The sequence below is a fragment of the Methylocapsa sp. S129 genome (assembly GCF_009765995.1).
Classification (GTDB): Bacteria; Pseudomonadota; Alphaproteobacteria; order Rhizobiales; family Beijerinckiaceae; genus Roseiarcus.
Genome location: NZ_LMUI01000011.1, coordinates 659,107 through 686,106, shown reverse-complemented (window position 1 = coordinate 686,106; position 27,000 = coordinate 659,107). Strand labels below are relative to the sequence as shown.

26 protein-coding genes are annotated in these 27,000 nt (G+C 63.6%); 7 read left to right on the top strand and 19 right to left on the bottom strand.

Going from position 1 to position 27,000, the window contains the following annotated elements; all coding sequences use genetic code 11:
• Nucleotides 1-7: 7 nt before the first annotated feature.
• Both GSQ90_RS05670 and GSQ90_RS05665 read right to left on the bottom strand, forming a co-directional pair.
• Nucleotides 8-1,207 carry an MFS transporter gene (locus tag GSQ90_RS05670; RefSeq protein ID WP_371418339.1) on the bottom strand — a complete coding sequence of 400 codons (1,200 nt, stop codon included), beginning with the start codon at nucleotides 1,205-1,207 and terminating at the stop codon, nucleotides 8-10.
• 153 nt (nucleotides 1,208-1,360) lie between these two features.
• Nucleotides 1,361-1,642 carry a hypothetical protein gene (locus GSQ90_RS05665; protein WP_158813801.1) on the bottom strand — a complete coding sequence of 94 codons (282 nt, stop codon included), beginning with the start codon at nucleotides 1,640-1,642 and terminating at the stop codon, nucleotides 1,361-1,363.
• A gap of 295 nt (nucleotides 1,643-1,937) precedes the next feature.
• On the opposite strand from GSQ90_RS05665, the gene GSQ90_RS05660 reads away from it, so the two are divergent.
• Nucleotides 1,938-2,381 carry a GFA family protein gene (locus GSQ90_RS05660; protein WP_158813800.1) on the top strand — a complete coding sequence of 148 codons (444 nt, stop codon included), beginning with the start codon at nucleotides 1,938-1,940 and terminating at the stop codon, nucleotides 2,379-2,381.
• A 12-nt stretch (nucleotides 2,382-2,393) separates the two neighbouring features.
• On the opposite strand, the gene GSQ90_RS05655 is transcribed toward GSQ90_RS05660, so the two are convergent.
• Entirely contained in the window at nucleotides 2,394-3,080 is a 687-nt protein-coding gene (locus GSQ90_RS05655; protein WP_158813799.1) for a spermidine synthase, read from the bottom strand.
• Between the two features lie 162 nt (nucleotides 3,081-3,242).
• On the opposite strand from GSQ90_RS05655, the gene GSQ90_RS31975 reads away from it, so the two are divergent.
• Nucleotides 3,243-3,419: a hypothetical protein gene (locus GSQ90_RS31975; RefSeq protein ID WP_174247445.1), complete on the top strand. Its 177-nt coding sequence runs from the start codon at nucleotides 3,243-3,245 to the stop codon at nucleotides 3,417-3,419.
• A gap of 84 nt (nucleotides 3,420-3,503) precedes the next feature.
• Here the strand turns inward: GSQ90_RS31975 and GSQ90_RS05650 are convergent, their stop codons facing one another.
• The 3 genes from GSQ90_RS05650 to GSQ90_RS05640 form a co-directional block, all read right to left on the bottom strand.
• A complete protein-coding gene (locus tag GSQ90_RS05650) occupies nucleotides 3,504-4,145 on the bottom strand; it encodes an FMN-binding negative transcriptional regulator (protein WP_158813798.1) in 642 nt (213 codons plus the stop codon).
• 94 nt (nucleotides 4,146-4,239) lie between these two features.
• Nucleotides 4,240-5,700, bottom strand: a complete 1,461-nt coding sequence (locus GSQ90_RS05645) for a RimK family protein (protein ID WP_158813797.1) — start codon at nucleotides 5,698-5,700, stop codon at nucleotides 4,240-4,242.
• A gap of 228 nt (nucleotides 5,701-5,928) precedes the next feature.
• Nucleotides 5,929-6,405, bottom strand: coding sequence for a GNAT family N-acetyltransferase (locus GSQ90_RS05640; protein ID WP_158813796.1), 477 nt, complete (start codon nucleotides 6,403-6,405; stop codon nucleotides 5,929-5,931).
• A gap of 146 nt (nucleotides 6,406-6,551) precedes the next feature.
• Here GSQ90_RS05640 and GSQ90_RS05635 point away from each other — a divergent pair, with 146 nt between their 5' ends.
• Nucleotides 6,552-7,859: a cyclopropane-fatty-acyl-phospholipid synthase family protein gene (locus tag GSQ90_RS05635; protein ID WP_158813795.1), complete on the top strand. Its 1,308-nt coding sequence runs from the start codon at nucleotides 6,552-6,554 to the stop codon at nucleotides 7,857-7,859.
• 41 nt (nucleotides 7,860-7,900) lie between these two features.
• Here the strand turns inward: GSQ90_RS05635 and GSQ90_RS05630 are convergent, their stop codons facing one another.
• The 3 genes from GSQ90_RS05630 to miaA are packed head-to-tail and all read right to left on the bottom strand — an operon-like array spanning nucleotide 7,901 to nucleotide 11,833.
• Nucleotides 7,901-8,728, bottom strand: coding sequence for an alpha/beta fold hydrolase (locus GSQ90_RS05630; protein ID WP_246731423.1), 828 nt, complete (start codon nucleotides 8,726-8,728; stop codon nucleotides 7,901-7,903).
• Nucleotides 8,729-8,778: 50 nt separating this feature from the next.
• Nucleotides 8,779-10,869 carry an NAD-dependent DNA ligase LigA gene (ligA, locus tag GSQ90_RS05625; RefSeq protein WP_158813794.1) on the bottom strand — a complete coding sequence of 697 codons (2,091 nt, stop codon included), beginning with the start codon at nucleotides 10,867-10,869 and terminating at the stop codon, nucleotides 8,779-8,781.
• Nucleotides 10,870-10,897: 28 nt separating this feature from the next.
• A complete protein-coding gene (gene miaA, locus GSQ90_RS05620) occupies nucleotides 10,898-11,833 on the bottom strand; it encodes a tRNA (adenosine(37)-N6)-dimethylallyltransferase MiaA (protein ID WP_246731422.1) in 936 nt (311 codons plus the stop codon).
• Between the two features lie 18 nt (nucleotides 11,834-11,851).
• Here miaA and serB point away from each other — a divergent pair, with 18 nt between their 5' ends.
• Nucleotides 11,852-12,757, top strand: coding sequence for a phosphoserine phosphatase SerB (gene serB, locus GSQ90_RS05615; RefSeq protein WP_158813793.1), 906 nt, complete (start codon nucleotides 11,852-11,854; stop codon nucleotides 12,755-12,757).
• Nucleotides 12,758-12,792: 35 nt separating this feature from the next.
• On the opposite strand, the gene GSQ90_RS05610 is transcribed toward serB, so the two are convergent.
• The 4 genes from GSQ90_RS05610 to hflK form a co-directional block, all read right to left on the bottom strand.
• Nucleotides 12,793-14,337 carry a Do family serine endopeptidase gene (locus tag GSQ90_RS05610; protein WP_158813792.1) on the bottom strand — a complete coding sequence of 515 codons (1,545 nt, stop codon included), beginning with the start codon at nucleotides 14,335-14,337 and terminating at the stop codon, nucleotides 12,793-12,795.
• 124 nt (nucleotides 14,338-14,461) lie between these two features.
• Nucleotides 14,462-14,653, bottom strand: coding sequence for a DUF2065 domain-containing protein (locus tag GSQ90_RS05605; RefSeq protein ID WP_246731421.1), 192 nt, complete (start codon nucleotides 14,651-14,653; stop codon nucleotides 14,462-14,464).
• A gap of 1 nt (nucleotide 14,654) precedes the next feature.
• Nucleotides 14,655-15,575, bottom strand: a complete 921-nt coding sequence (hflC, locus tag GSQ90_RS05600; RefSeq protein WP_158813791.1) for a protease modulator HflC — start codon at nucleotides 15,573-15,575, stop codon at nucleotides 14,655-14,657.
• The gene (gene hflK / locus GSQ90_RS05595; RefSeq protein ID WP_158813790.1) at nucleotides 15,572-16,681 is read right to left on the bottom strand and encodes an FtsH protease activity modulator HflK; all 1,110 of its coding nucleotides are present in this window, start codon (nucleotides 16,679-16,681) and stop codon (nucleotides 15,572-15,574) included. The genes hflC and hflK overlap by 4 nt, the downstream gene beginning before the upstream one ends.
• A 108-nt stretch (nucleotides 16,682-16,789) precedes the next feature.
• Here hflK and GSQ90_RS05590 point away from each other — a divergent pair, with 108 nt between their 5' ends.
• Complete coding sequence (locus tag GSQ90_RS05590) at nucleotides 16,790-17,476, top strand: haloacid dehalogenase type II (protein ID WP_158813789.1); 687 nt, start codon at nucleotides 16,790-16,792, stop codon at nucleotides 17,474-17,476.
• Between the two features lie 79 nt (nucleotides 17,477-17,555).
• Here GSQ90_RS05590 and GSQ90_RS05585 read toward each other — a convergent pair whose 3' ends face one another.
• From GSQ90_RS05585 to GSQ90_RS05570, 4 genes are all read right to left on the bottom strand, one after another.
• Nucleotides 17,556-18,722, bottom strand: coding sequence for an alanine racemase (locus tag GSQ90_RS05585; protein WP_158813788.1), 1,167 nt, complete (start codon nucleotides 18,720-18,722; stop codon nucleotides 17,556-17,558).
• A complete protein-coding gene (locus GSQ90_RS05580; protein WP_371418332.1) occupies nucleotides 18,719-20,011 on the bottom strand; it encodes a D-arabinono-1,4-lactone oxidase in 1,293 nt (430 codons plus the stop codon). The genes GSQ90_RS05585 and GSQ90_RS05580 overlap by 4 nt, the downstream gene beginning before the upstream one ends.
• 53 nt (nucleotides 20,012-20,064) lie before the next feature.
• Nucleotides 20,065-21,267, bottom strand: a complete 1,203-nt coding sequence (locus tag GSQ90_RS05575; RefSeq protein ID WP_158813786.1) for an MFS transporter — start codon at nucleotides 21,265-21,267, stop codon at nucleotides 20,065-20,067.
• Between the two features lie 151 nt (nucleotides 21,268-21,418).
• Nucleotides 21,419-22,903, bottom strand: a complete 1,485-nt coding sequence (locus GSQ90_RS05570; RefSeq protein WP_158813785.1) for an amidase — start codon at nucleotides 22,901-22,903, stop codon at nucleotides 21,419-21,421.
• A gap of 252 nt (nucleotides 22,904-23,155) precedes the next feature.
• On the opposite strand from GSQ90_RS05570, the gene GSQ90_RS05565 reads away from it, so the two are divergent.
• Nucleotides 23,156-23,743, top strand: coding sequence for a TetR/AcrR family transcriptional regulator (locus tag GSQ90_RS05565; protein WP_210254820.1), 588 nt, complete (start codon nucleotides 23,156-23,158; stop codon nucleotides 23,741-23,743).
• Between the two features lie 61 nt (nucleotides 23,744-23,804).
• On the opposite strand, the gene GSQ90_RS05560 is transcribed toward GSQ90_RS05565, so the two are convergent.
• Nucleotides 23,805-24,620 (bottom strand): helix-turn-helix transcriptional regulator, encoded by an 816-nt coding sequence (locus tag GSQ90_RS05560; protein WP_158813783.1) that lies wholly within the window; start codon nucleotides 24,618-24,620, stop codon nucleotides 23,805-23,807.
• 87 nt (nucleotides 24,621-24,707) lie between these two features.
• Between GSQ90_RS05560 and GSQ90_RS05555 the strand changes: the two genes are divergently transcribed.
• Nucleotides 24,708-25,472 carry a class I SAM-dependent methyltransferase gene (locus GSQ90_RS05555; protein WP_158813782.1) on the top strand — a complete coding sequence of 255 codons (765 nt, stop codon included), beginning with the start codon at nucleotides 24,708-24,710 and terminating at the stop codon, nucleotides 25,470-25,472.
• Between the two features lie 175 nt (nucleotides 25,473-25,647).
• Here the strand turns inward: GSQ90_RS05555 and GSQ90_RS05550 are convergent, their stop codons facing one another.
• On the bottom strand, nucleotides 25,648-26,970 hold the full coding sequence (locus GSQ90_RS05550) for an HlyC/CorC family transporter (RefSeq protein WP_158813781.1): 1,323 nt from the start codon (nucleotides 26,968-26,970) through the stop codon (nucleotides 25,648-25,650).
• Nucleotides 26,971-27,000 lie beyond the last annotated feature (30 nt).

Genomic DNA, 27,000 nt, shown 5'->3' with positions numbered 1-27,000 from the left:
CGTCGCTCTAACGCACGCCCCGAATGAAGAACGTCACCGCGCCGGCAAGAAGCGTGATGAGCGCCGCGACGACGAACAATTCATCGTAGCCAAGGAATTTGATGAGCGCACCGCCGATGATCGGCGCGACGAATTGCGCCGCGGCGCCGGCCATGACGAGGAGCGCCAGATCGCGGCCGGCCGAATTCTTGCTTGGAAGCACGCTCGACATCAGGGTCAGATCGATGGTCGAATAGCCGCCCATCGCAAGGCCGCCGAGGACGGCGAAGATCAGCATGCCCGGCCAGGTCGGGCTGAGCGCAGGAACGACCATGGCCGCGGCCATACCGACCGCATAGACTTGCGCGAAAAGCTTTCGCCGCTCCGTCCGGTTGGCGAGCCACAAGCCGATGAAGATGGCGCCGACCGTCGTTGTCGTCCGCAGCGAATTCAGCACGCCCGCCGCGACCTGGGCGTTGTGGCCGGGGAGATGCTCGACGCCGATGTGGTCCTGCAGGATGTAGAGCAGATAATTGTTGATTGAAAATTGCGCGATGAACATGAGAATTCGGAAGGCATAGGCAAGAGAGAAGTCGCGCGAAGAAAAGCTTTGCAGGAGACGCAAATTCATCCGCAGCCGGCGTCCGGGAAGAGGGACGTCTCTGGGCTGCCCCACAGCCGCGGGCGCCAGGCATGCGTCTTCCCGCGCGAAGATGACGAAAGCCGCGGTCGCCATTGCAAGCATCGCTGCCAGCGAGGAATATCCCCGTTCGGCCGGCGCCATCGCGGCGAGATTGACGCCAAGCAGCGCGCCAAGCGGCGCGGCGATTCCGAAAATCGACGAGGCGAGGCTGCGCCGGCTTTCCGGCACGCGGTCAGGGATCACCGCCAGCAAGGCGCCCTGGAAAAAATTCAGCGTGAACCACAAGCCGCCATAGAATACGGCAATGCCCATCAGGCTGCGTTGCAGGCCCAGCGAGATCGACAGAAAGGCCGAGGCGGCCGCCATGCAGACCAACCAGGGCGCGCGGCGGCCCCATCGGCCTCGCGTCGCGTCGGACGCCGCGCCGCCCGCCGTCAAGCCGAGAACGCCCGTGACGGAGCAAAGCATCGTCAGCAACGCAATGTTGGCGATTTTCCCGGGGGGATCCAGCGCCTCGACCTGAACCGGAACGAGGATTTGCTGAATGCCCTGAAAGTTGGCGTACATAACGAACGCCGCGGGCATAAGCAGCGACAATAGTCGCGCGACACTCGTCGGGGCGGACGCTATTGATGCTCCTGGCCGAAGCGGTTCACGGGCGCGCGTTGAAATAGCCACAAAGGCTTGTCGCTTTCGCGCGCTTGACTTGTCAACCGCGCAGCGTTCGACAGAGCGCCGCTAAGCAAACAGCGCTTCGGCTGCCGACAATTTCGGCGCGCCCATGATCCGCACGACTGTGGCGCGAACCTCTGGCAGGAACAGATTCGGGTGTGTGGTCAAATGCGCTTTCAACGCGGGATAGATGGCGCTCGGGATGTCCCGCATGATCGCTATCGCGTCATGCTCAGACTTCGCTTTGGCGAGCGCATAAGCCACAGGAATCACACTGTCGGGCGCATCGTTGACGGTTGCGGCGCCGACCGGCTGGTGACTGAAATGCTGAGTTTTCCGGGCTGCCATTTTACAAAGTTTCCTGGGTTTGAAGACCAAGCGAGCGCATGCTGCGTCGCCGTCGAACGTCTTACGGTCTTGGTGGGCGCACGCGTATAACGCCCCGGCGCCGGGGCGGGTTCCCGCGCGCGGCCTAGCCAGGTTCGTGGCGCTGGCCTGGTCAGTCATCCGACGAAATGTCGTTGGGACGCAAGCAGCCCGTTGACAATCTGCTTAGCCCGGATTCCATCTGTTGTCGCCGAGCCCGTCGAAATACTGTCGGCTCGTTCGACTCTAGCAGCCATCCGCTGAGAGGGAGGGGCCTGTGACAAACCCTGAGAAAGCAAGCGCGCGCACGCTTGCCGGGAAGTGCCTGTGCGGCGCCGTCCATTACGCCGTCGTGGATGAATTCGTCTATGCCGCCAATTGCCATTGCTCGAATTGCCGGCGGGCGACCGGTTCGGCCTTCAAGCCGTTCGCCGGGATCGCGCGCGACAAACTGCGCATCGACAGCGGCGAGGACAAGCTCATGATCTTTGGCGATGAAAAGGGCCACGATGCCCATTGCAAGGCGTGCGGCTCGCTCCTCTATTCAGTGGTCGGCGACGGCGCCTTCGTCCATGTTGCGATGGGAACCCTCGTCGACGATCCGGCCATCCGTCCGACCAAACACATCTTCGTCGGCTCCAAGGCGCGATGGTTCACGATCGCCGACGACCTGCCCCAATATGAAGAGCATGCAACGGTCGCCGGGCCCACCGGCGGATAGGGTTGATGTTTCCTAGGATGAAGGGCGCGCGCCCGAAGTCGCCACCCAGATGACATGCCGCGCGCCGCCGCGCGCGCCATTGGCCCGCACCTTGATTTCTTCAACGCCAAAGCCGACGTGGCGGAGCCGTAGGGTGAAATTCCTGTTCGGCCCCGATGACCAGACCGCCAATATGCCGCCCGGGCGCAACGCCGTTCGCGCGGCGCTCAGTCCTTGCGTATCATAGAGAGCGTCATTGGCTTGGCGCGTCAATCCTTCAGGACCGTTGTCGACATCAAGCAAGATGGCGTCATAAGCCGATCGCGCAGATTTGATCACGCGGCCCACATCGCCTTCGCTCAGGCTGACGCGGCGATCGCTCAAACTATTGCCGAATACCTCAGCCATCGGACCCTGCGCCCATTTCACGACGGCGGGAACCAGTTCGGCGACGGCGATGCTGGCGTCGTCGCCGAGCGCGGCAAGCGCGGCGCGAAGCGTAAAGCCCATCCCGAGGCCGCCGATCAGGATCCGCGGCGCTGGCCGGTCCCGGATTCGCAAGCAAGGTATCGTGGCGAGCGCCTCCTCGGAGCCGCTCAGCCGACTGTTCATCAGTTCATTGGCGCCCAACCGGATCGAGAATTCGGCCCCGCGCCGCATCAGCCGGAGCTCGCCGCCGCCAGGCGCCTTTGCGGTGTCGAGCGACAACCAGGGAATCACCAACAGCTCCTTGACCGGCGCGGATACAGCGCGTCGAGCGCGAGTCGCCGCAATAAGGATGGGTTAATCAGCCATGCGGAGATCGCTATGCTGCATTGCAATATAAAATGTTGCTATGCAGCATAATCATGCGACAATCCAGGCGTCTGAAGGAGTCCGAACATGATTTTCGCCGGCATTATTGCCCAATTCAAAGACCGTCTGGCCAAACGCGCCGAGTTTCTCCGCCTGATTGACGACATCAATTCGCTGTCGAACAGCGATCTTATCGACATGCGCGCCGATCGCGCCGAGATGATCCATCACGCCTATCAGGAAATCTATGGCCGCGCGCCCTGAGAACGCTTTCTTTTCCGCTGACAATTAAGCTTTCGGCCGCCTGAGCGAGCGCTTGAGAATCGGGCTCCTAGTGCCGTTTCCCGCTCACCCCTTCGGCGCCGTCTCGCGCACGATCGACGCCATTGTCCGCGAGGCTTCGTCGCCCAATTCCTCAAGTCCCGCGACGACGCCGACGCGATCGGCGGCGGGGCGGTTCTGGCTCACCTTCCATTTGCCGGCAATGTCGGTGATTTCGATTTCAACGCCGATGATCGCCTTGATCTGCATGTCGATGAAAGCCTCGGGCGCGTCGCCGACTGCCCAGGGCGCTGACCGCGCGCTTTCATGTCGGTTGGTCAAAGCTTCGATCTGGACGCGCAGCCATGCGGCGTCGTCGATCACGCGCGGACGCCCGCGCGCCTGCACCATCACATAGTTCCACGTAGGCACGACCTTACCGGTCTCGCGCTTGGTCTCGTACCAGGCGGGCGTGATGTAATGATCCGCGCCCTGGAAGATGACGAGGACGTCGCTGGCTTCGCTCAAATTCCGCCATTGCCCGTTGGCGCGCGCCATATGCGCCTGCAACGTTCCGAACCTGGACGCCTGCGCATCGATCAGGAAGGGGATGGAATTGGCCTCCAGCCCGTGAGCGCCATGCGAGATCAACAGGCCAAGCGGGTGGCTGCGGATCAGCGCATGCTGCGCCTCCAAATGTTCCTGGCGATGGAGTAAGGGTTGATACATCGAAACATCCGGCGTGCGCAGCCTCAGCGAGGCGCAATGATACCAGCAAGCGCCAGGCGCGATCTACATGAATCATCACGCCGCGCGGCGGCGCTCACGCGTCGATGCGCTTGATGAACCATTGCAGGATGCGGCTCCAGACTTCGTCCTTGCCGATTTGATCCTCGACGCCATGTTCGAGATTGGGATTGTCGTTGACTTCGATGACGGCGATGGAATCGCCGGTTTCCTTGATGTCGACGCCATAAAAGCCGCCGCCGATGGCGCGCGCGGCGCGCAAAGCGACGTCGATCACTTTGGTGGGCGCGTCGGCGAGCCCGAGGGTGCGAAAGCCCCCTTCCTTGGCGCCGTCGGGGCCGTGTTTGATGATCTGCCAATGGCCGCGCGCCATCTGATATTGGCACACGAACAAAGGCTCGCCGTCGAGCACGCCGACCCGCCAGTCAAAGTCGGTCGGCATGAATTTCTGCGCCAGCAACAGGTCGGTATCGATGAATAACTCATCGGTAAGTTTTTGTAACTGCTCGGCATTCTCGACCTTATGAACGCCGCGCGAGAATGAACCGTCGGGGATTTTCACGACCATCGGCCAGCCCAGAACCTGCGCCGCCTTGGCGAGGTCCTCATCCTCGGCGAGCATCACCGTCGGCGGGATCGGCACGCCATGCGCCTCCATCAATTCATGGAGGTAGACCTTATTGGTGCAGCGGATCATCGAGACGGGATCGTCGATGACCGGCATGCCCTCCTGCAAGGCGCGGCGCGCAAAGCGATAGGTGTAATCGTCGATCGAGGTCGTCGCCCGGATGAACAGACCGTCGAATTCCGCCAATTCCGCCAATTGGCGTTTGGTGATGAGCTCGACATCGACCGAATGGCGTTCGGCGATCTTCTGGAAATAACGGAGCGTCTCGACGGACGAGGGCGGCAGCTCCTCCTGCGGATCATGCAGCACGGCGAGCGAATATTTGGCGACGGTGCGCGCGCGGGGATTGCGCCAGTCGCGCTGGGTGTGCTGATGCAGGGCGGTGCGAAAGAAAGCCGCCTCCTCCGGGCCGAGCTTGACCAGAGGGCGCGCGCGCAGCCGGTCGATCTTCCACCTCTTGCCCGCCGATATCGTCACCTCAAGCGCCGGGCAGCGATACCAGTCGAACAACAGGCGCCCGAACGCCTCGAAGCGCGGATCCTGCGTCAGGCCAAAGCAGAACAGCAGATCGAAGGTCGTGTGCTCGGTTGCGCGGGCGCGATGGGCGGCGCTGCTGAGCGCTTCCTCGAGGTCGGGCAAAGCATGTTCGTAAAGCTTGTGCTCGCGCAGCTCCAGCATGGTCTCGACGCTGGGGATCACACGGTGGCCGCGCGCTTCGGCGAGCAGCGAGGCGTAATAGCCTTTGGACTGATAATTATACGAGCGCGACAGATTGACGAGCTTGGCGCGTCCCGAACCCGCGAAAAGCTTGGGCCGCGCGAGATAGTCGCTGGTGGTGATGACCTTGTGCGGCGTTTCCGCATTGGGAAAGTCGCGCAATTGATCGACCAGAATCACCCAGCCCGTCATCGCGACGCGTCCGTTTCAGCGGCGTCCACCCCGGGACAGCTTGACCCATTGACGAAGGGAAAGCGCATGCGTCCGATCGGCTCCCTGGCCGGGCGCAAAAGAAGAAGCGATGGTCCCGCAAGGCGCGGCGCTGTTCAAACGCGCAGGTCTAATGGAGCGGCACAATGTGCCCGCTTTGCGGCCGATGCAACAGGCGCAGACGCCTCCGCACAAGAATTCTCGTTCGCTTCAGGACTGGGCGGGCGACGCGGCGGCGGCGAGCGACTTTTCGAAGCGCAGCGCCCTGGCGCCATCGGCGTAGTAATTGTCGTAATGGCCAAATTGCCTGAAGCCGAGGCGTTCATAAAGGGCGATGGCGGGCTGATTGTCCGAACGGACCTCAAGGCGCAAGGCGCGGCGGCCATGCGCGGCGGCGTAATGTTCGCACGCGGCCATCAGAGCGCGCCCGATGCCGCGCCGGCCGCTGCGCTGGTCGACCGCGATCGAATATAGGCGCGCCGCGGCGGCCCGCTTGCGCAAGGCGACCAGCGCATAGCCCGCCAGGCCCTCATCCGAAATGGCGACGAGGAGCGGGCGATGCGGGCTCGCGATGAAGGCGCGAAGGGAGCGCCGCGACAGGCGGTCGGTGGCAAAGACGGCGAGCTCCAGCGCCAGAATGGCGTCAAGATCGTTCAACTTCGCAGGGCGAATCGAAAGGCTGCTCATATCGGCTCGACAGGTCGGAGCATGGGGCGAAACGCCGGCGAATGTTTCATACCGCCGCGGCGGGGGGAAGCGCTTGCGCTGTTCGCGCGCCAGCCCCTAATGTCCCGCCGGGCGCGCCTGGCGTCCGCAGGGCATTCGACGGGATTATGGCGGCTAAAGCGCAACAGAGAATACGAAGCTTCACGGCGCTGCTGACGCAGGCGCATCAGCGCATGGCGCTCGAATTCGGCTTTCGGCTGTGGGACGGCTCGCATGTTCCCGCCGACTGGCCGGCGACCGCGCTCGCCATCGCCATCGCCGACGAGGGCGCGGTCGCCAGCCTGTTGCGCGCGCCCAAAATCACCACGCTCGCCAATCTGTGGGCGGCCAAACGGATCGACATTGTCAACGGCACTTTGTTCGACCTCATCGCCAAGCGGCCCAAGGGCCGCACGCGCGATTTCACCAAGTCGCTGGGCAAATTTCGGGCGCTGAAAACGGCTTTCGATTTTCTGTTCGTTCCGCGCGGCGGCCCGTGGCCGCTGGAGACGATCGCCCCGGATCGCGAAAGCGACGGATCGCAAGACGAGAACAAGAAAGACATCGCGCATCATTATGACGTCTCCAATGCGTTCTATCAGCTCTGGCTCGACAAGGAGATGGTCTATAGCTGCGCTTATTTTCACGATTGGGACGACGATCTCGAGACGGCGCAGATCCAGAAGATCGACATGATCTGCCGTAAATTGCGCCTGAAGCCGGGCGAAACCGTGCTCGACATCGGTTGCGGCTGGGGCGCATTCGCGTGCCACGCCGCGCAAAATTACGGCGTCAAAGTTCACGGCGTGACCTTATCCGAACAGCAGATCGCCCTCGCCAAAGAGAAGGTCAAACGCCTCGGCCTTGAAGATCATGTGACGATCGAACTGGCCGATTATTCCCTGATCCAGGGCGAGGGGCGTTTCGACAAGATCACCTCGATCGGCATGTTCGAACATGTCGGCGCCGCCAACTTCCCCACCTATTTCAAGACCGTCCATCGCCTGCTGAAGCCTGGCGGCCTGTTTTTGCATCACGCCATCACGCGCCCGGGCGGCAGCCGCGCGGCGCGCACAGGCAAGAAGCGCGCCGATTTTGCAGCGCTGACGCGCTATATCTTCCCCGGCGGCGAACTCGACTATATCGGCCGCACGGTCACCAATCTCGAATTGCATGGTTTCGAGATTCACGATGTCGAGGGTTGGCGCGAACATTACCAACGCACATGCCGGTTCTGGCACGACCGCCTCGTCGCCCGTTACGATGCGGCATGCAAGGAAGTCGGGGAAGTCACGACGCGGGTCTGGATGGTCTATCTCGCGGCGTGCTCGATCACTTTCGCGCGCAACAATGCGGGCCTCTACCAGACGCTGGCGTCCAAACGGGTGAGGGGTCCCGTCAATCTGCCGCCGACGCGCGCCGATTTATATCGGTGAGCGGCGGTGGCGCGTCCCGTTCCCACTGGAATTTGCGGGCGCTACGGCGCGGGGAGAAAGTCCAGCAATGCCGCGACAATCGCCTCCGGCGCATCGTCCTGCACGAGGTGGCCGGCGTCCGGAATGGCCCGAAAAACAGCGTTCGGCATTTTTGACGCCAGGACGCGCCCGCGTTCGATCGGAATCCACGCGTCCTGTTCGCCCCACAGAATTAAGGCCGGACAGTCAATCTCGCGGTAACGGCCCTCGACCTCATCGGTGAACCGCTGCTCCATCTGGGCGATCTGCCGGTAGAACGCCCCCTGCCCGGCGACGCTCAACCAGGGCTCGGCATAAAGCTTGAGCGCTTCACCCGACAACGGTCGATACGCGGCGCCGCTGATGTAAGCGGGAAGCACCGCCGTGTGGATATAGGCGGGCAGGCCCGCAAAAGCCGCCTCGTGACGCCTGACGTGATGCACGAAAGGCGAGCCCCATGGCGCAAGCGCGACAGGATCGATGAGCGACAAACTACAATAACGACAATCATTCAGCAGCCATGCGCGCAAGACGGTCGCGCCGCCAAAATCATGGGCGACGACATCGGGCCGGCTCACGCTCCAATGATCGAGCAAAGCGGCGAACAGGCGATTCTGAACGCCAAGCGAGACGTCTTGCCCGTCGCGCATTTCCGAGCGGCCATAGCCGAGAAGATCGCAATAGAAGACGCGCCGGCGCCTTGCCAGGTGCGGCGCAATTTTCCGCCAGACGACCGAAGAGAACGGCGTGCCGTGTACCAGAACGAGCGGCGGCCCTTCGCCCATCATTCCATAGCGGACGAACTGGCCCTCGAAGTCGAACGCTCCCGAGAGATCCCATTGATCGGTCACAAAGAAGTCCCCATCCGGAGGCCGGCGCGCCAATCCCGGGGCGGCGTCTCTCAGGCGCGCCCCGCCCGCCTAAACCATTCCTCTTCGTCGATCGCCTCGATTCCGAGCTCGCGCGCCTTGGTCAGCTTGGAGCCGGCGCCGGGCCCGGCGACCAGAAGATCGGTTTTCGCCGACACCGAGCCGGAGACCTTCGCGCCCAACCGTTCGGCCATCGCCTTGGCCTCATCGCGCGACATCTTTTCCAGCGAGCCGGTGAAGACGATGGTCTTGCCGGCCAGCGGATGATCGGCGGCGACCGCCTCCATCGGTATGGTCTTGACCTCAGTCAGCAATTGGTCGAGCGCAGCTTCGTTATGCGGCTCGGCGAAGAAATCGACCAGCGCTTCCGCGACAGCGGGGCCAATGCCGTCGATGGCGTCGATCTCCGCCCTGCCTTCGACGCTGACTGCCGCGGCGCGCAAAGCGGCGAAATCGCCGAAATGGCGCGCCAGCCGCCGCGCATTGGTTTCGCCGATATGGCGGATGCCGAGCGCATAGATGAAACGGTTGACCGCGACGGAGCGCCGCGCCTCGATCGCCGCGAAGAGATTGCGCGCCGAGAGTTCGCCAAAGCCGTCGCGTTCGCTGAGGCGCGGCCCTTTGGCGCCGTCGCGCTTTTCAAGCGTGAATATGTCGGCCGCCGTCTTGATCAGGCCCTCGGCGAAGAACAGTTCGATCTGCTTATCGCCGAGGCCCTCGATGTCCATGGCGTTGCGCGAGCAGAAATGTTTGAGCCGCTCGACCGCCTGCGCCGAACAGACCAGCGTGCCCGTGCAGCGGGTCACGACATCGGCGACGCCCGTCTTCTCGTCGATCTCGCGCAACGCGGCGGAACCGCAAACGGGGCAAATGGTCGGGAAAACGTAAGCGGGTCCGCGGCCAGGCCGGTCGGCGTCGACGACGCCGAGAACCTGCGGGATCACGTCGCCGGCGCGCTGCACCCTCACGCAGTCGCCGACGCGAACGTCCTTGCGCGCGATCTCGTCTTCGTTGTGCAATGTCGCATTGGACACGACGACGCCGCCGACCGTCACCGGCCGCAATCTGGCGATCGGGGTCAGGGCGCCGGTGCGCCCGACATTGATCTCGATCGCCTCGACGATTGTCGTCGCCTGTTCGGCGGGAAATTTATGCGCGACCGCCCAGCGCGGCGAGCGCGAGACGAAGCCGAGCCGTTGCTGCAACGCGAGCGAATTGACCTTATAAACGACGCCGTCGATGTCATAGCCCAAAGTCGCGCGCTGAGCCTCGATCGCGCGGTAATGGGCGATCATCTCCTGCGCCGAGACGCAGAGCCGGGTGAGCGGATTGACCGGCAGGCCGAAACGCTTGAACGCCTCGATCATGCCAAGCTGCGTGTCGGCGGGAAGAGCGCTGACCTCGCCCCAGGCATAGGCGAAAAAGCGCAACGGCCGCTCCGCCGTGATGCGCGCGTCAAGCTGGCGCAGGGAGCCGGCTGCGGCATTGCGCGGATTGGCGAAGACAGGCTTGCCCGCCTCCGCCTGGCGCACATTCATCGCCGCGAAATCCGCGTGCGCCATATAGACTTCGCCACGCACCTCGAGGACATCGGGCGCCCCGGTCAGCTTCTGCGGAATGGCCGCGATCGTGCGCACATTATTGGTGACGTCTTCGCCCTCGAACCCGTCGCCGCGCGTCGCGGCCTGAACGAGCAAGCCGCGCTCGAAGCGCAGGGCGCAGGAGAGTCCGTCGATCTTGGGCTCGGCTGTCACGCCAAGCTCCGCGTCTTCGGCGAGGCCGAGAAAGCGGCGCACGCGCGCGCAAAATTCCGCGACTTCCTCGTCCTCGAAGATGTTGCCAAGAGAGAGCATCGGCACGACATGCCGGACCTTGGCGAATTTCTCGGAGGGCGCGGAGCCGACGCGTTTATTTTGCGAATCGGCGCCCGCCAGCGAGGGAAACGCCTGTTCCAGCGTGGTGTAGCGCCGTCGTAGGGAATCATAATCGGCGTCCGAAATCACCGGTGCGTCTTCGCCGTGATAGCGCCTGTCATGCTCGGCGATTTCAGCGCCAAGCCGCGCATGTTCGGCGCGCGCCTCGGCAAGGCCAGCTTCGTCTGTGGGCGGAGGTTTCTTCGGCATCGGGAGCAAATTTACCGCAAGGCGACGGTCAAAGGAAGCCGTCGAAGGCGCGCTCGCCCGCTTCCACGGCCTTGTCGGGCGCGACCCAGGCGAATTCCGGCATCTGGTGGCGCGCCCAGGTGAATTGACGCTTGGCGTAGCGGCGGGTGTCGAGCGCCGAGCGGCTGGCCGCCTCGTCCAGGGACAGGTCCCCGTTCAGATGGGCGATGAGATGGGGGACGCCATGGGCACGCATGACGGGGAGCGCGGGATCGAGCTTGCGCGCCGCCAGCGCCGCGACCTCCTCCAGGGCGCCCGCTCGCAGCATCGCGGCAAAGCGCCTGTCGATCGTGGCGTTGAGCGTCTCGCGGTCAGGCGCAAGAAACATTCCCGTCCATTGTCCCGGCGCAAGCAAAGCGGCCCCGCGCGCGCCCTGGAATGAGGCGAGCGGCTGGCCCGTCGCGGCGAGAACTTCGAGCGCGCGAAGAATGCGTTGCCGGTCGCTCGGCCGCAATCTGGCGGCGGTCGCCGAGTCGCGAAGGGCGAGTTGGGCGTGCAATTCGACGCTTTGAAACGGCTCGGCTTCGGTACGCACCTGGGCGCGCACATCGTCCGGCACGGCCGGAATTTCGGAAAAGCCTTGCGTCAGCGCGCGGAAATAAAGCCCCGTCCCGCCGACGAAAATCGCCGGGACGCCCTCCGTGAAAATGCGATCCGCAACGGCTTTGGCTTCGGCAAGCCAGCGTCCGGCCGAAAAATTCACCGCGCCGTCGATGCAACCGAACAATTCATGCGGCGCGTGGCCTTCTTCGCTCGCGTTTGGCCGCGCCGTCAGCACGCGCAAATCGCGATAGACCTGCATCGAATCGGCGTTGACGATGGTTCCGCCCAGCTTTTGGGCAAGCGCCAGCGCGGCGGCCGACTTGCCGCTCGCCGTCGGTCCTGCGATGAGAAGGGCGCGGCGCTTCATCGCGGCCGCGCCCATGCCAAGCCCTTCGGACCCATGCCGTCACAGACCTTTGTCGCCACGCTCGTCGCCAATCCGCTGCATCCCGCGCTCAGCGATGCCTTGATCGCGCGCGCCGCGCAAGCGCTGCCAGGCTTTTCCTCGACGCAATGGCTCGACCCGAATGTCGCTGCCGATCTTTTTTTTGAGGGCGAAGATTCGGCGCTGCCGCTCGCCCGCGAGCGTTTGAGCGCGGCGCTGGCGGGGGCGCCGATCGACGCGATCGCGCAGCCGGCGGCCGGGCGACGCAAGAAACTGCTGCTCGCCGATATGGATTCAACGCTGATCGGCCAGGAATGCATCGACGAACTCGCGGCGCGCGTCGGCATCGGCGCGCGCGTGGCGGACATCACCGAACGGGCGATGCGCGGCGAAATCGCCTTCGAGCCCGCTTTGCGCGAGCGCGTCGCGCTTCTTGCCGGCCTGCCTGAGACGGTTATCGCCGAAGTTCTGGAGCGCAACATCACTTTGACGCCTGGCGGGCGCACGCTCGTTCAGACCATGGGGGCCGGCGGCGCCTATGCGGCGATTGTCTCAGGCGGCTTCACCCAATTCACCGGCGCGATCGCCGATCGGCTCGGCTTTCACGAGCATCGCGCCAACCAGCTTGTCGTCGAGAACGGCCTGCTTGTGGGCCGCGTCGGCGAGCCGATCCTCGGCCGCGACGCCAAGCTTGCGACATTGCGCGATCTTCGCGCGCGCCACGGCCTCGCCCTTCACGAAACGCTGGCGGTCGGCGACGGAGCCAACGATCTGGCCATGCTCGGCGAAGCTGGGCTTGGCGTCGCTTACCGCGCCAAACCCGCCGTCGCCGCGGCGGCCCATGCGAGCATCGACCATGCCGACCTGACCGCTTTGCTCTACGCACAAGGCTTTGCGCGTAGCGCGTTCATCGAGGGATAGTTTTTCTCCCGCCGTGGCGGAAGAAAAGCAAAGCCCTATTCGATCGCCAGCGCCACAAAGCGAACATCGCCGGTTCCGTTGGCGACGAGCATCAGCGCCGATTTCTTGCCGGCTTTTTTCAGCGCGTCGATCGCCTTGCTGACTTCGCCGGGCTGGCTCACCGCCTGCTGGTTGACCTCTTCGATCACGTCGCCTGGCTGCAGGCCTTTTTCGGCGGCCGGCGAATTGGGCTCGACCGACGACACGACGACGCCCTTAACGCCATCCTTGATCTTGAAAGTCTTGCGCGCCTCATCCGACAGGCCCGAAAGCTCCATGCCGAAGGCCTTGGACATGGCCTTCTTTTCGGCAGTCGCGTCATCGTCGCCGGTGGCGACGGCGGCGACCTTCTCGCCGTCTTCGAGGCGCCCAAGCTTGACCGACTTGGTGATTTCCTGGCCCTTGCGGATGATGACGACGTCAACTTCCTTGCCGACCGGCAACGAGGCGACCAGTTTGGGCAAGTCCCGCGATTCCTTGATGTCCTTGCCGTCGAATTTGACGATCACGTCGCCGGACAGAAGGCCGGCCGGCTTGGCCGGGCCGCGGTCGTCGACGCCGGCGATCAGCGCGCCGCGCGCAGTTCCAAGCCCAAGGCTCTCGGCGATCGAATCGTCGACATTCTGGATGCGGACGCCAAGCCAGCCGCGCCGCGTTTCGTGAAATTCCTCGAGTTGGGCGACCACCGGCACGACGGACGAGGCCGGCGTGGCGAAGCCGATGCCGATCGAGCCGCCCGATGGCGACAGAATCGCAGTGTTGATGCCGATGACCTCGCCCGCCATGTTGAACAGAGGCCCACCCGAATTGCCTTTGTTGATCGAGGCGTCGGTCTGAATGAAATTGTCGTAAGGCCCGCTATCGATATTGCGGTTGCGCGCCGAAACGATGCCGGCCGTCACCGTCTCACCAAGCCCGAAAGGATTGCCGACCGCCATCACGGGATCGCCGACGCGCATCTTGTCGCTGTCGCCGAATTTCACGGTCTTCAGGGGCTTGTCGCTTTTGACGCGCAGCACCGCCACATCGACCTTGGGATCCTTGCCGATCACCTCGGCTTTCAGTTTGCGGCCGTCGGTGAAGATCACCATGATGTCGTTGGCGTCGCCGACGACATGGTTGTTGGTGATGACGATGCCGCTGGCGTCGATCACAAACCCCGAGCCGAGCGAGCTTGATTTGTGAGGCCGCGGGGCCGCGCCGTTCTGGCCATGATTTCTGAAGAATTGTTCGAACATGTCGTCGAAAGGCGTGCCTTTCGGCAAATCCGGCATCTGCGGCCCGGCATCCGCTTCCTTGTCGTCGACCGTCTGGGTCGCGGAAATATTCACCACCGCTTCAGCGACGCTATCGACAAGATCGGCGAGCGAAGCCGGCTTTGCCTGCGCCATGGCGGGGGCGACCTGAGCGGAGACGGAGACGGTCGCCAGGCCCGCGGCCAGCGCGAGCGCCAGCGCGGAGCGCCGACCCTTCCGCCACACGACCGACTGCGAAAGGAACGGATTAACGCGCACTGAAACGGACGTTTGGGTAACGCGCATGGCGTCTTTCTCCTGGGACTAAAGTCTCTTCGAACCTTAATGGCGCAATCCCTGAACAACAATCATGTCGGCAAAGCGGCGGACGCCACGATTGTTCCCCAGTGTACCTGTTCTTGCCGCCGCCTCAAACGCCGCGCCGCGCCGCCCAGACGATGGCGACGCCGACCAGCGCGGCGGCGATGCCAAACCAGCGAAGACGCGCCGGCTTCTCTTTGGCCGCCTGCTCCATCCGGCGGCGCATCGTCTCGGTGAATCCGGCCAGGAGCATGCCCTCGATCGCGAAAACAAGGCCTATGGCGGCAGAAAAATCGCGCAAATCACTTAACCGTCTGGGTTTCCGGCTTGGCCTCTCCGGTCGTCGAAGCCGCAGTGGGCGTCGGCGTGGTGAAATAGCGGAAGAAATCCGACTTCGGGCTCACGATAATGCGCGACTCGCCCTTCAGGCCCGTCTCATACGCCTGCATCGAGCGGTAGAATGCGAAAAAATCAGGATCCTTGCCGTAGCTCTCCGCAAAAATGCGATTGCGCTCGGCGTCGCCCTGACCTCGGATCTGCTCGCCCTCCTGCTGCGCCTGGGCGATCGTCACGGTTACGTCGCGATCCGCCTTGGCTCTGATTTCCTGACTTTGCTGGGAGCCCTCCGCGCGGAATGTGGCGGCGCGCTGCTGGCGCTCGGTCTGCATGCGGTGAAAAACCGCTTCGGAATTTTCCGGCGGCAGATCCGCGCGTTTGATGCGCACATCGACAACCGAAAGGCCGAAACGCTCCGCGCCCGACTTAACCTGAACAAGAATGTCCGCCATCAGCGCATCGCGCTTGTCGCGCACGATGTCGGTGATCGACGCCTCGCTCAACGTCCGGCGCAAGGCGGAATTGAGCATGCCGCCGAGCTGGGCGTTGGCCCCCTGGATCGAGCCGACCGATTGATAAAACTTCAAGGGATCGGAAATCCTGTAGCGTACGAAGGCGTCGACTTCGAGGCGCTGATTGCCGGAAACCAGCACTTCTTGCCGCGTCTCATCGAGATCGAGAATGCGCTTGTCGATATAGATGACCGTATCGGTGAACGGCCATTTGAGATAGAGCCCGGGCGCATCGATCGGATCGCGCACCGGTTCGCCGAAACGCAGCACCAAGGCCTGCTCGGTCGGAACGACGGTGAAGAACACGCCAAACACCAAAATCAGCGCGACGATCACAGCGACGACAAGCGCGAGGCCGGAGAAAGGATTTCTCATTTGGCGGCTCCCGCGGGCTTGGGCTGCAAGGCGTCGAGCGCGAGATAAGGCACAGGCGGAGCGACCCCGTTGGTGTCGAGGATCGTCTTATCCATTCCGCCGAGAACGCGTTCCATCGTTTCGAGATACATGCGTTCGCGCGTCACCCCCGGAGCGTTCTTGTATTGCTCGTAGACCTGATTGAAGCGCGACGTCTGACCGGTTGCTTCGGCCACTGTCTGCTGACGATAGGCCTGGGCTTCCAGCCTGATGCGCGCCGCCGCGCCTTCCGCTTCCGGCTTCACCTTGTTCGAGTAGGTGTAGGCGTCGTTCACCGCGCGCTGCTGATCCTGCTGAGCGGCGGTCACGTCGCGATAGGCGGACAGAACCTGCGAGGGGACATCGACCGACTGGAGCTGGACCTGCAGGACAAGCACGCCGGCGTGGTAGTCGTTGAGCACTTTCTGCAGCCGGGTCTGCACATCCGGTTCGATGGATTGGCGGTCGGTGGTGAGAATGCCGTCGATTTTCTTGAGCCCAACCACCTCGCGCATCACGCTTTCGGCAACAGCTTTCACGGTTTCTTCGGGGTGGCGGATATTGAAGACGAAATTCTCGGGCGCAGCCGGATCGATCTGCCAGCTCACGCGGAACTGGACGTCGACGATATTCTGGTCGCCGGTCAGCATCAGGCTTTCTTCGGGCGCAGCGGCCCGATTGCGCCCGTTTTCGGCCGCTGCATCGAGCTCGCTGCGATAACCGACTTCGGTAATCTTCTGGTCGGAGACCGGAACCTTAATCACCGTCCCGACCGGCCAGGGCCAATTGTAGTTGAGGCCCGCTTGCGTCTTGCCATGATTGGCGCCGAACACAAGGTTAATGCCGATCTCATTGGGCTGGACGGTGTAAAAACCCCAAGCGAACCAAAGGAGAATCGCGACAAGGACGACAAAGATCACGCCGCGCCCGGCAAATCCGCCCCCGCTGGGCAGGAAACCGCGCAAGGCCGCCTGAAGGCGCCGCAGCGTCTCTTCGAGATCGCCGGGAGGCTGCGCGCCGCCGGGCCCCTGCCCCCACGGCCCCTGACCGGAACGCCACGGACCGCCGCCTTGATTATTCCAGGACATGAAACCTCTTGCCGGGCCAACGCCCGCCTCATTGAGCGCCTATATAGGCGACAAGGACCCGCCGGGCAATTCGGGAGCGGGACGGACGAAAAAGCTCGGAGACATCCCATGACTTTGAAACCTCTGGCCGGCGTCAGGGCCTGCGTCTTCGACGCCTATGGCACGCTGTTCGATCTGGCCTCGGCGGCGAGGGGCTGCGCCGACGTCCTTGGCGACCGGGCGGCGCCGTTGACGGCGTTGTGGCGCGACAAACAACTTCAATATACGTGGCTGCTGGCAGCGCAGGGCCGGCACGCGGACTTCCATCAAGTGACAGGCGGCGCCCTTGATTTCGCGCTCGAGACTTTAGCCATCGACCGCCCCGGTCTGCGCGAGCGTCTGATGAAGCTTTACATGACGCTCGACGTCTTTCCGGAGGCGCCGGACACATTGCGTCGTCTCAAGAACGCTGGTCTTCGGCTTGCGATATTGTCGAACGGCACGCCCGCCATGCTCCGATCGCTGATTGCGGGCGCAAAGCTGGAGGGAATATTCGACGCGATCCTCTCCGTGGAGGAAGCTGGCTTCTACAAACCGCATCCGAAGGTCTATCAGCTTGCCGTCGACAGATTGAGCCTGCCATCCTCGGCTATCGCCTTTCAGTCGTCGAACGCTTGGGACGCCTATGCGGCGTCGGCGTTCGGCATGCAGGTCGTCTGGTGCAACAGATACGGCCAGCGACGCGAACGACTTCCGGGCGCGCCGGACCGCCAGGTGAAATCCCTGTCGGAACTGCCAGCGCTCGTTGGCGCGTAGCGCCAGAGCGGCGACGCCGCGCCCTCGCAAATTTTGCCCCGAACCGCTGTCATCGCCGACCGCCCTTCCTCTACATCGCTCACGAGGGAGCGAGCACGGGCCAGCGGTCGACGATGCGCCCTCGAGAAAAAACCGCGATCGGGCCGAACTGTTGCAGCACGAATTCGCTCTGCGTCGGGCGCAGGAATGCATAATCGTCGGGCTTTGCTTGCGTATCGTCAGGCAGCGCCATGAATTGCTGGTTCGTGGAGAAGCCCATGGTTTTGTTCGGCTTCATGCCGGTGGGATAGACCGGCTTCGCCATCCATTTTCCGCCATAGAGGAAGCAGCCGCGTCGCGGAAACAGCCCGAGCTTCTGCAGAATCCACGAGCTTTCGTCGAGCCCCGGCACCTGTGCGTCGACGACTTTGAGGATCGGCGTCGCGATCAGGGCGGCGGGCTTCAGCGCGGACAGACTGGGCACGTCGAAATCAGTCGGCAGCACAAAGGCCGAGCCCATCGAAATTTCGTTGGCGCCGGTCCCGCCATCGTAGAGCAAGGCGGTCGAACTGCCGCCGAGATTGAGGATGGCCCTTTGGTGTGGCGCGAGGCAGGTCGCGAAAAGCTGGAGCCGAATCTTGGTTTTCGCCAGCGCCCGCGCCGGCCCGCCGAACAAGCCCGGTATGTGGCCGATATGGGCCTCGTAGGCCATGATCCCCACGCATTGCAGCCTGGGATGGCTTGCGAGCGCCTTGAGCGCGTGCAAGAGCGCATCAGGGTTCGGATAGCCGCCCCGGTGCAATCCGACATCCACTTCGAAGCAGAAGCTGAGATCGACGCCCAATTCCTCGGCGAGCGCGCCATAAGAGGCAAGGCGCTCGTCGGTGTCGATGAGCCAGACGATGCGCGCCCTCGCCGAGGGATCGGCGAGCGCGCCCTCGGTAAGCGCGCGCCGCAGACCGGCGACTGGCATCGGCTTGCCGAGCAGCAGATTCGCGGCGGGAAATTTCTCCAGCACCGCCGCGCTGATCGGCAGGTGAAAGGTCATGAACAGATCGGCGCCGAAGGCGTCGCGGATTCTCGACAGCAGAGGCACGCACGGCAAGGATTTGTCGACGATGCGCAGCCGCAATCCTGGCGCGAGCTTCGACTTGACGATGGCGATGTTTGCGTCCAGCCGTTCAAGATCGAGGACGAGGCAGGGCTGATGAATGTCCGCGCTTCTCAGCGCCTCCGAAAGCTTGAGGAAATAGGGATCGGCGCTCACAGATCGACCCCGAGGAGCCGGGCGAGGTAAGGCGACACGAAACGATTGTCCGGGTCCATATCGCGGCGCACCTCCATCGCTTCCTTCCAGCGCGGATAGAGGGCGCTGAGTTCCTTGGCGGTCAGATTATGCATCTTGCCCCAATGGGGGCGCCCGCCATATCGGCGAAAGATCGGCTCCGCCGCGTTGAAGAAGGGCAAGGGATCCTCGGGCGCGCCGTGATGGATAGCGATCGAGCAACTCGGCCGTTTGTAGAAAGGGCTCAGCCAAATCTCGTCAGGCGCGACCACCCGCACCTCGATCGGAAAATAGACTTCCGGAAACCGGGTCTCGAGCAAGGCGATGATCTCGCGAAGCGCCTTGGCTCCCTCTTCGAGCGGCAGATGATATTCCATCTCGTTGAACTTCACATTGCGCTCGGTGGCGTAGACGTTCAGCCATGCCTCGACATAATCCTCCGGCGGCAGCCTGGCGATCGCCCATCCGATCAGGCGCCCGCGCAGCCACGGCAGGCGCTTGAGAAAGTTGCGCAGGGTTCGCAAAGTGTTGACGGCCTCATCGTCGCTGTTCGGGGGACGGCTTGTCGCCGGCGCGTCGGTAATGTCGCTGGTCAGCATCATCGCGTGGCCCGAGAATGGGATATAGAAGAACTCGACCGATCGTTGCGCCGTCATCACGCTCTGAAAGCGATCCAGCACATCGGCCACCGGCTCGCACCATCGCCGACGATGCAGACGGTAGCTCGCAATGTTGCGAATGGTGACCTGGGTGACCGCACCGAAAGCGCCGAGCGAGGCGCCCATCGCCGAGATCGCATCGGGATTGGCGGCGCGGTTGAATTCGCGCACCGCGCCGCGCCCGTCCGTGATCTCCATAGCTTCAAGCTGCGTCGGATAGGCGCCGAGCGTGATTCCCGAACCATGGGTCGAGGTGCCGAGCGCGCCGCCAAAAGCCTGCTTGTCGATATCGCCCATATTCGGCAGCGCTTGCCCGATATCATGCAAAAGCCTGGTCATGGCGCCGATCTGCGTGCCTGCGCCGACTGTCGCCTGAAGCTTTTGCGGATCATGCGATTTCAACCCCTGGAAATTGTCGAGGGAGAGGATGGTCCCCTCGCTCTTCACCAAAGGCGTGAAGGAATGGCCGCTGCCCGCGAGTCGGATGGGACCGGGCGCCGTTTTGATCAAAGCCGAGAGTTCGTCCTGATTTTGCGGCTTGGCGAGGGTTCGCGGCTGAGCGGTGACAAAGCCCGACCAGTTCGACCATTCGGTCTCGGCAATTGGGTTCATACTTTCCATCCTCACCCCGCGCTGACCTCAAGCGCGATCGTCTCACTCTTCATTCAGGCGATGGCGCGGCGACGCGAAACCGCCAGAAACGCGCCGAACAGCGCGAGGCTGACGACGACCGCGCCGATCGAGAACACAGGCACCGCGCTGGCGTCCTCGCCAACCACGAAGATCGAGGCGGCCAGAGGCCCCAGCGCGGCGCCAAAGAGATTGGCGGCAGGAACCAGCAGGGCGGTGCTCCTCGAGGAATCGGCGGCGACGGTCTGGCCGATCTGGAAGGGGATGATGAACATCCAGACGAACCCGATCGCCAGCACGGCCAGCCAGAACATTGACAGCGAAACGCCAATCCCCAGAACGGCGGCCCCCGCTATGGCGACGATGCCGCAGCCGAGGATCGCGGTGCGATAGCTGATGCGCGCCTGGAGCCATGTCGCGGCGATGGCGCCCAGGACTTGCGCGCCAAGGCTCGCGGAAACCATGAAGGCGACAGTCTGCGAATCAACGCCATGCTGTCCGCCTATTGGCTCCAGAAACGCCCAGATGGCGCCAATGCACATGAAGAACGCCAATATGCCGAAGAGCGCGAGCATCGATCGCACGGTCAGCACGCCGTCCATGCTGCCGCTTTGCTTGGGAATTTCGTCATATTCGACGGGAACCAGAAGCGCGACGATCATCGACGCCGCGCAGACGAAGGCGAGTACGAGGAAGCCGGCGTTCGCTCCGGTGGCGTCCGCCTGCGTCGACGGAATGACCCACTTGCCAAGCCCATAGGCGAGCGCGCATTGCGCCAATGTCTGTAGCGCGACGAAGTAACCGCCCATCCGCTCAGCGTGGCGGGATCGGGCGATCAATTCAATCGACACCGCGACCAGGCCGCCTTCGACAAAGCCGGCGAGCGTACGAACGATCAGGATCGTATTGGGGGAATCCGCGAACGACACGGCATAATCGAGCGCCGCCAAAATGAGGAGAAGGATCGCCGACTTCAATCGCAGATGGCGCGTCGAGAACAGCATCGCGGCAAGAGCGGAGCCGAGGCCGATCGCGATGATCTCGGCCGTCGCGACAAGGGCGAGCTCGTCAAGATTGACGCGATGCTCGTTGAACAGCGCCCCGAGAAGGACAGGTTGCAGGCCGAGAATGAGAAGGCCGACGGACCCGATCCACAAGGCGGCGACGATTTGGACCGGTGACGGAGCGCCAACCAGCCAGTCCTGGTTCTGCGCCGATGCCGTGCTCGTTTGCGCCATGTTCGCGGCCCTCCTTCATATTGCTCTGTGGAACGGGTCTTCTCACTTGTTCTCTCAACGTTGCGAACCCGGGCGACCGGCTCGGCAAGCGCCGAAGGTGGGTCCGAGGCGCGCGGCCCTTTGTTCAATTCAATTGCGCCGGTCGAGATCGTCATTGGCGCCTCCCTTCGGCGAAGATGGGCGGCCGGCGGTTCGCCCAGGGTTGGGCCGCCTCGAGCTCATAGGCGAGTTCGAACAATGTCCGCTCGCCGCCGACGCGCGCCGCGAATTGCATGCCGACCGGCAACCCGCCTGTTGTCCAGTGAAGGGGGACGCTCATCGCCGGCGCTCCGACGATATTGTGGAGCAAGGTATAATCCGCGAAGTCGAAGACACGCGCCATCAACGTTTCGACCGCCACATCGCCAGCGATGTGGCCGATCGGAACAGGCGGCTGGAGCAGCACCGGCGACAGGATCACATCGTAGCGCGCAAACCAGTCATCGTAGGACGCGTCGTACTCTCTCAGCCCGGCCTTCGCCTTCGCAAGTTCGCCGGCGGGCAATTTGGCGGCCTCTTCGGCCATCGCTAGGGTCAATGGCTCCAGCGCCGATGTGTCGGGCTTGCGCCCGATGCCGCGAGGCAGCAACCCGATGGATTTCAGCGCCAAAGAGGCAAGGGCGACGACTTTCGGGTTGATGGCGAGGCGCGCCAACCCTGCGACTTCGAGCGCGGCGGACCGGTAGAGCTTGAGGAAGTCGTCGATAAGCGCGGCGCCGTCAAGCGGCCAAACCGTCGGCTCAACCTTATGCCCAAGCTGCTCCATAAGCTTGGCGGCGTTCTCCGCGCCGGCCCGCACCTCCGCGTCCGGCTGCCGGCCGCCGATGCTGCCCAGCACATAGCCAACGCGCAAGCGACGCTTCGATGGCCCAGTCACCGCGCCGATCGGCGGCAACGCGGCTTCCGCGCCCACGCGCTCCATCGCCGCGAACAGGCCCGCCGAATCGCGCACGCTGCGCGACACGCAATGTTCCGCGGTGAGCTCAATGCCGCCGGCCGGATGCTGGTCGCCAATCAACCGTCGGCGCGAAGGCTTCAGGCCGAACAGGCCGCATGCGGAGGCCGGGATGCGGATCGAGCCGCCGCCGTCGGCCGCGTCCGCCATCGGCAGCACGCCGGCCGCCACCGCGGCGGCCGAACCACCCGAGGATCCGCCCGGCGTGCGGCTGAGATCCCATGGGTTACGCGTCGGGCCGAAGGCCAAGGGTTCGGTCGTCGGCAGCCAGCCGAATTCGCCCAACGCCGATTTGCCGATCAACACCAGCCCGGCACACTCGAAGGCCTTCACCTGCGCGCAGCTCGCAGTCGGGATCGGCGCGATCTCCGTGAAGCGTGCGCCCCAGCGCGTCGGAACGCCTTCAATGTCGTACATATCCTTGATCAGGTAGGGCACGCCGGCGAAGGGGCCCGTCAATGCGCCGGATTTGGCTCGCGTCCGCGCCTGTTCGAACATCGGCGCGATCAGGAAGTTGAGCATAGGCTGCATCGCCTCGGCGCGGGCGATGGCGTCGTCGACCGCCTCAAGCGCGGTGATCTGCTTGCGCCGAATCATCGCGGCGATTTCGGTCGCGTCCGGCGTCGCTGGCGGCTCGGTCATGATCGCCCCTTCCTTGTCGCCGTCGCTGACCATGCCGTCAAAGATCGTCGCGGGCTTTCATTGCTTTGCCCGCGCCCTCTGCGCAGCGGATCATAATAAAGTCATTATTAGTAGTTATGGCTATCGTTTGTCAATTGGAATAATCGCTTTGGCCGCACGACTTCGGATATGACGACCGCCATGGCTGGATCGCGACGTAGAGAGAAAACGCTCCCCGCTTCGGGACCCGTGGCGCCGAAACAGGCGCGCGCGGTGCAGACGCGCGACCACTTGCTTGATGTCGCCGGCGAGCTTCTGGGCGAGGTCGGCATCGAGCGCATTTCCACCAATATGATTTGCGCGCGCGCCGGCATGACGCCGCCCGCGCTCTATCGTTATTTCAAGGACAAATATGCGGTGCTCGAGACCTTGGGGCAGCGTCTGATGGATCGTCAGAACGAGGTTCTCTTTGGCTGGCTCGAACGCCACGCGCCAAACGGAAGCGAGGCGTTGACGAACCATATCGAGGATCTCTTGCGCGACACAGCGCTTGTGACCGCAGCCGAGCCCGGCGGCGTCTGGACCGAACGCGCCCTGCGCGCCTCGCCAGCGCTCGCCCATGTGCGCATCGCCTCGCACCGGTTCGTCACCGACCGGATCGTCGACGTCTATGCAGGGCTGCTTCCGAACGCGTCCAGGGAGGCGCTCTGGCGCCGCATACGGCTCCTGGTCGAATATGGCTACGCCACCGACGAAATGTTGAGCGAGGAGGATCGCATTCCTCACGACGAAATCTTTCGCGAGGCGGCGCGAACGCTGCGTCTGGCGTTTCAGGAGATGGCTGAAGAGAAAATATCATAGCGAACCGAGCCGCCGCGAGAGTCGTGCGCCGCGTCCCTCGTCCCGGCGCGATAGCGCGCCGTTACGTCTCAGTCCTTGAGTCTGGCGAGGGCAACAGCATAACCAGCTTGTAGTCCGGCTGACCGGCCGGCGACAGCGTCGCCTGCTCATAGTACAGCATGCCGTCGCGCGGATGATTGAATCCGCGCGCCCCGCCCTCGCGCGCCAAAACGGCGTGATCGCTCCAGAACGCCGCGAAATCCCGGTTTCCCGTGCGCAGGCGATCGACGAGCGCGCGCAAGGCGGGATCGTCGGGATTGCGCGCGCTATCGGCGCGAAACTCGGCGACGAGACGGCGCGCGCGATCCTTCCAATCGAGGATGAATTTTCGCGCGGATTGGTTCAGGAAGACATAGGCCAGCAGGCAAGGCTCGTCGCCTCCTAGCCAGTCGGCGAACAGGCGCGCGGCGGGCGGGTTCCAGGCGCGGACGCGCCACAGGCGATCAAGAAGATAAGCCGGCGCGGTCATGGCGTTCACGGCGTCTTGCAAAATCCGCGAAGGCTCGCCTTCCTCCTCCCGTACAGCCGGCGGCTCCGACGGATCGCGCTTGCGGGTAAGCTGGAACAGATAGGACCGCTCCGCCGGCGTAAGCTGCATGGCGTCCGCCATCCGCGCCAGAGCGGCGGAGGAAACGGAAATATCCCGGCCTTGCTCGATCCAGGCGTACCAGGTCGGGCTCATCCCGCAAATCTCGGCCATTTCCTCGCGGCGAAGTCCGGGCGTGCGCCGGCGCCCCGAACGGCTGGGGTGGAGGCCGACATCAGCGGCGCGCAATTGCTCCCGGCGCCGGCGGAGAAAAGCGCCCAGAAGTCGTCTCTGATCGTGGGGCAGCAACATTGGAGGACGTTTTATACCAGGATAAGACCGCAACTTGTAACAGGTTAAATTTCGAAAGAGAATGGCCACGCAATCCGGAGAAACAACGTGAACACGACCCAGCATGATTTTGTCGTCACCCATTATGCGCCGCGCGCGGAGGCCTATGTCAGCAGCGCCGTCCACAGCGCCGGGGCCGACCTCGATCAGATCGAAGCCTTCGTCACCGGGCAGGCCGACGCCCGCGCGCTGGATCTTGGCTGCGGCGGCGGCCATGTCAGCTACCGCGCCGCGCCGCATGTGCGCGAAGTCGTCGCCTGCGATCTGACGCCCGCAATGCTGGCGCAGGTGAAGCGCACGGCGAGCGAGCGCGGGCTGCGCAACATAGTCGTGCAGCAAGCCGCCGCCGAGCGCCTGCCTTTCGAGGACGGCGCCTTCGACATCGTCATGTGCCGATATAGCGCCCATCACTGGAACAATATGGAAGCGGGCCTGCGCGAAGCACGGCGGGTGCTCAAAAGCGGCGGCCGCGCGATCTTCGCCGACGCCGTCGCCCCCGCGCATCCGCTGCTGGATACGCATTTGCAAACGATCGAGCTGTTGCGCGATCCCTCGCATGTGCGCAATTACAGCGCCGCGGAATGGTTGGCGGCGCTCGCCCGCTCCGGCTTTCGCGCGACCGGGCTGACGGCGCGCAAGGTGCGACTGGAATTCGCCGTCTGGACGGAGCGGACAAAAACGCCTGAACTCTATGTGAAGGCTATCCGCAGCCTTCAGGCGCAAGCGAGCGCCCCAGTGCGCGATCATTTCGCTATCAGCGAGGATGGAAGCTTCGAACTCGACACGCTCGCGATCGAAGCGGTGGCTGGTTAGGTTCGCCGCCAGGCTCCCTTCTCCCGCTCCGCGGGAGAAGGTGGCGCGCAGCGCCGGATGAGGGCCTTTCCGCGTGGGGGGCTTCTTGATGCGGCGCCCAGCTTCGCCGCCCTCATCCGACCCGACTTCGTCGGGCCACCTTCTCCCGATTCTCGGGAGAAGGGGTCCTGGAGCTTCAGTCGCGCACCGCCGCGTCTCCTTCGCTCTCCTGATCCTTCTCCTGGCCCTTCCCCTTCGGCGCGGTGACGGCGGAGATGCGCAGCGCGGCGATGCGGTTGCGGTTCTTGCGCAGAACCTCGAACCGAAATCCATGGAAGATGAAGGCCTGTCTCGGCTCGGGAATGGCGCGCGCTTCATGGATGACGAGCCCGGCGATCGTCGTCGCTTCTTCGTCGGGCAATGTCCAGTCCATCGCGCGGTTGAGGTCGCGGATGGTGACCGAACCTTCGACGATCACCGAACCGTCAGGCTGCGGCCGCATGCCCTGGGCCGCGACATCGTGCTCGTCCTTGATGTCGCCGACAATCTCCTCGATGATGTCTTCCAGCGTCACCAATCCCATCACGACGCCATATTCGTCAACGACCATCGCGAAATGCGTCTTACGGCGCAAAAACGCCTGCAACTGATCGCGCAGCGTGGTGGTGTCGGGAATGAACCAGACATCGAGTGCGATATCTTCGATGTCGATGCGGCTTGAATCGCCGCCCGCCGCCGCCAGCGCGCGAAACAGGTCCTTGGCGTGCAGGACGCCGATAATATTGTCGGGCTGGCCGCGCCATAGCGGCAGGCGCGTGTAAGGCGAGGCGAGCACCTCGCGGATCAGATCGGCCGGCGGCAGGTCGGCGTTGATCGTTCCCATATTGGTGCGGTGGATCATCACCTCCGACACTTCGATTTCGTCGAGCTCCAGCAGCGCGCCGAACATATCGCGTTCAGAGCGCGCGACGCCGCCTTCGCGATGTAAGAGATCGACCGCGCCGCGCAATTCTTCGTGTCCCGAGGCGATGGACTGGCGTTCGCTCGCCCGCATGCCGCACAGCCACAGAAGGCCGCGCACGAAAGTTTCGATCGCCGCCACCACCGGCCAGAATATCGTCACGAAAAACGAGACGACCGGCGCGATCAGAAGCGAGACGCGGTCGGGATAGGCGATCGCGACGGTCTTGGGCAGGACTTCGCCGAAGATGACGATCATCGCGGTCATGATCGCCGTCGCATAGACGACGCCGCGATCGCCCGCGAGCGCGACAAGCACGCTGGTGGCGAAAGCGGAAACGGCGATATTGACGATCTGGCCGCCGAACAACATCGCGCTGATCAACCGTCCCCGCATCGCGATCAGCCGATTGACCAGTTTGGCGCTCTGGTCGCCGTCCATTTCAAGCGCGTGCATGCGGGCGCGGGACGCCGCCGTCAGCGCCGTTTCGGCGCCCGAAAAAAAGGCTGACGCAAAGACGCTCGCCAACACGATCAGAGCGTCGACGGTTAACGACATGATGGCCTCGATGTTAGGCGATAGGAACTC

What these genes read in the sequence shown, in the direction of transcription:
- GSQ90_RS05635 (WP_158813795.1), top strand. Translation starts at nt 6,552, where the DNA reads ATGGCGGCTAAAGCGCAACAGAGAATACGAAGCTTCACGGCGCTGCTG.
- GSQ90_RS05645 (WP_158813797.1), bottom strand. Translation starts at nt 5,700, where the DNA reads ATGACGGGCTGGGTGATTCTGGTCGATCAATTGCGCGACTTTCCCAAT.
- GSQ90_RS05560 (WP_158813783.1), bottom strand. Translation starts at nt 24,620, where the DNA reads ATGTTGCTGCCCCACGATCAGAGACGACTTCTGGGCGCTTTTCTCCGC.
- hflK (WP_158813790.1), bottom strand. Translation starts at nt 16,681, where the DNA reads ATGTCCTGGAATAATCAAGGCGGCGGTCCGTGGCGTTCCGGTCAGGGG.
- hflC (WP_158813791.1), bottom strand. Translation starts at nt 15,575, where the DNA reads ATGAGAAATCCTTTCTCCGGCCTCGCGCTTGTCGTCGCTGTGATCGTC.
- GSQ90_RS05640 (WP_158813796.1), bottom strand. Translation starts at nt 6,405, where the DNA reads ATGAGCAGCCTTTCGATTCGCCCTGCGAAGTTGAACGATCTTGACGCC.
- GSQ90_RS05570 (WP_158813785.1), bottom strand. Translation starts at nt 22,903, where the DNA reads ATGACCGAGCCGCCAGCGACGCCGGACGCGACCGAAATCGCCGCGATG.
- GSQ90_RS05550 (WP_158813781.1), bottom strand. Translation starts at nt 26,970, where the DNA reads ATGTCGTTAACCGTCGACGCTCTGATCGTGTTGGCGAGCGTCTTTGCG.
- miaA (WP_246731422.1), bottom strand. Translation starts at nt 11,833, where the DNA reads ATGGGCGCGGCCGCGATGAAGCGCCGCGCCCTTCTCATCGCAGGACCG.
- GSQ90_RS05590 (WP_158813789.1), top strand. Translation starts at nt 16,790, where the DNA reads ATGACTTTGAAACCTCTGGCCGGCGTCAGGGCCTGCGTCTTCGACGCC.
- GSQ90_RS05650 (WP_158813798.1), bottom strand. Translation starts at nt 4,145, where the DNA reads ATGTATCAACCCTTACTCCATCGCCAGGAACATTTGGAGGCGCAGCAT.
- GSQ90_RS05575 (WP_158813786.1), bottom strand. Translation starts at nt 21,267, where the DNA reads ATGGCGCAAACGAGCACGGCATCGGCGCAGAACCAGGACTGGCTGGTT.
- GSQ90_RS05610 (WP_158813792.1), bottom strand. Translation starts at nt 14,337, where the DNA reads ATGCGCGTTACCCAAACGTCCGTTTCAGTGCGCGTTAATCCGTTCCTT.
- GSQ90_RS31975 (WP_174247445.1), top strand. Translation starts at nt 3,243, where the DNA reads ATGATTTTCGCCGGCATTATTGCCCAATTCAAAGACCGTCTGGCCAAA.
- GSQ90_RS05665 (WP_158813801.1), bottom strand. Translation starts at nt 1,642, where the DNA reads ATGGCAGCCCGGAAAACTCAGCATTTCAGTCACCAGCCGGTCGGCGCC.
- GSQ90_RS05670 (WP_371418339.1), bottom strand. Translation starts at nt 1,207, where the DNA reads ATGCCCGCGGCGTTCGTTATGTACGCCAACTTTCAGGGCATTCAGCAA.
- ligA (WP_158813794.1), bottom strand. Translation starts at nt 10,869, where the DNA reads ATGCCGAAGAAACCTCCGCCCACAGACGAAGCTGGCCTTGCCGAGGCG.
- GSQ90_RS05580 (WP_371418332.1), bottom strand. Translation starts at nt 20,011, where the DNA reads ATGAACCCAATTGCCGAGACCGAATGGTCGAACTGGTCGGGCTTTGTC.
- serB (WP_158813793.1), top strand. Translation starts at nt 11,852, where the DNA reads ATGCCGTCACAGACCTTTGTCGCCACGCTCGTCGCCAATCCGCTGCAT.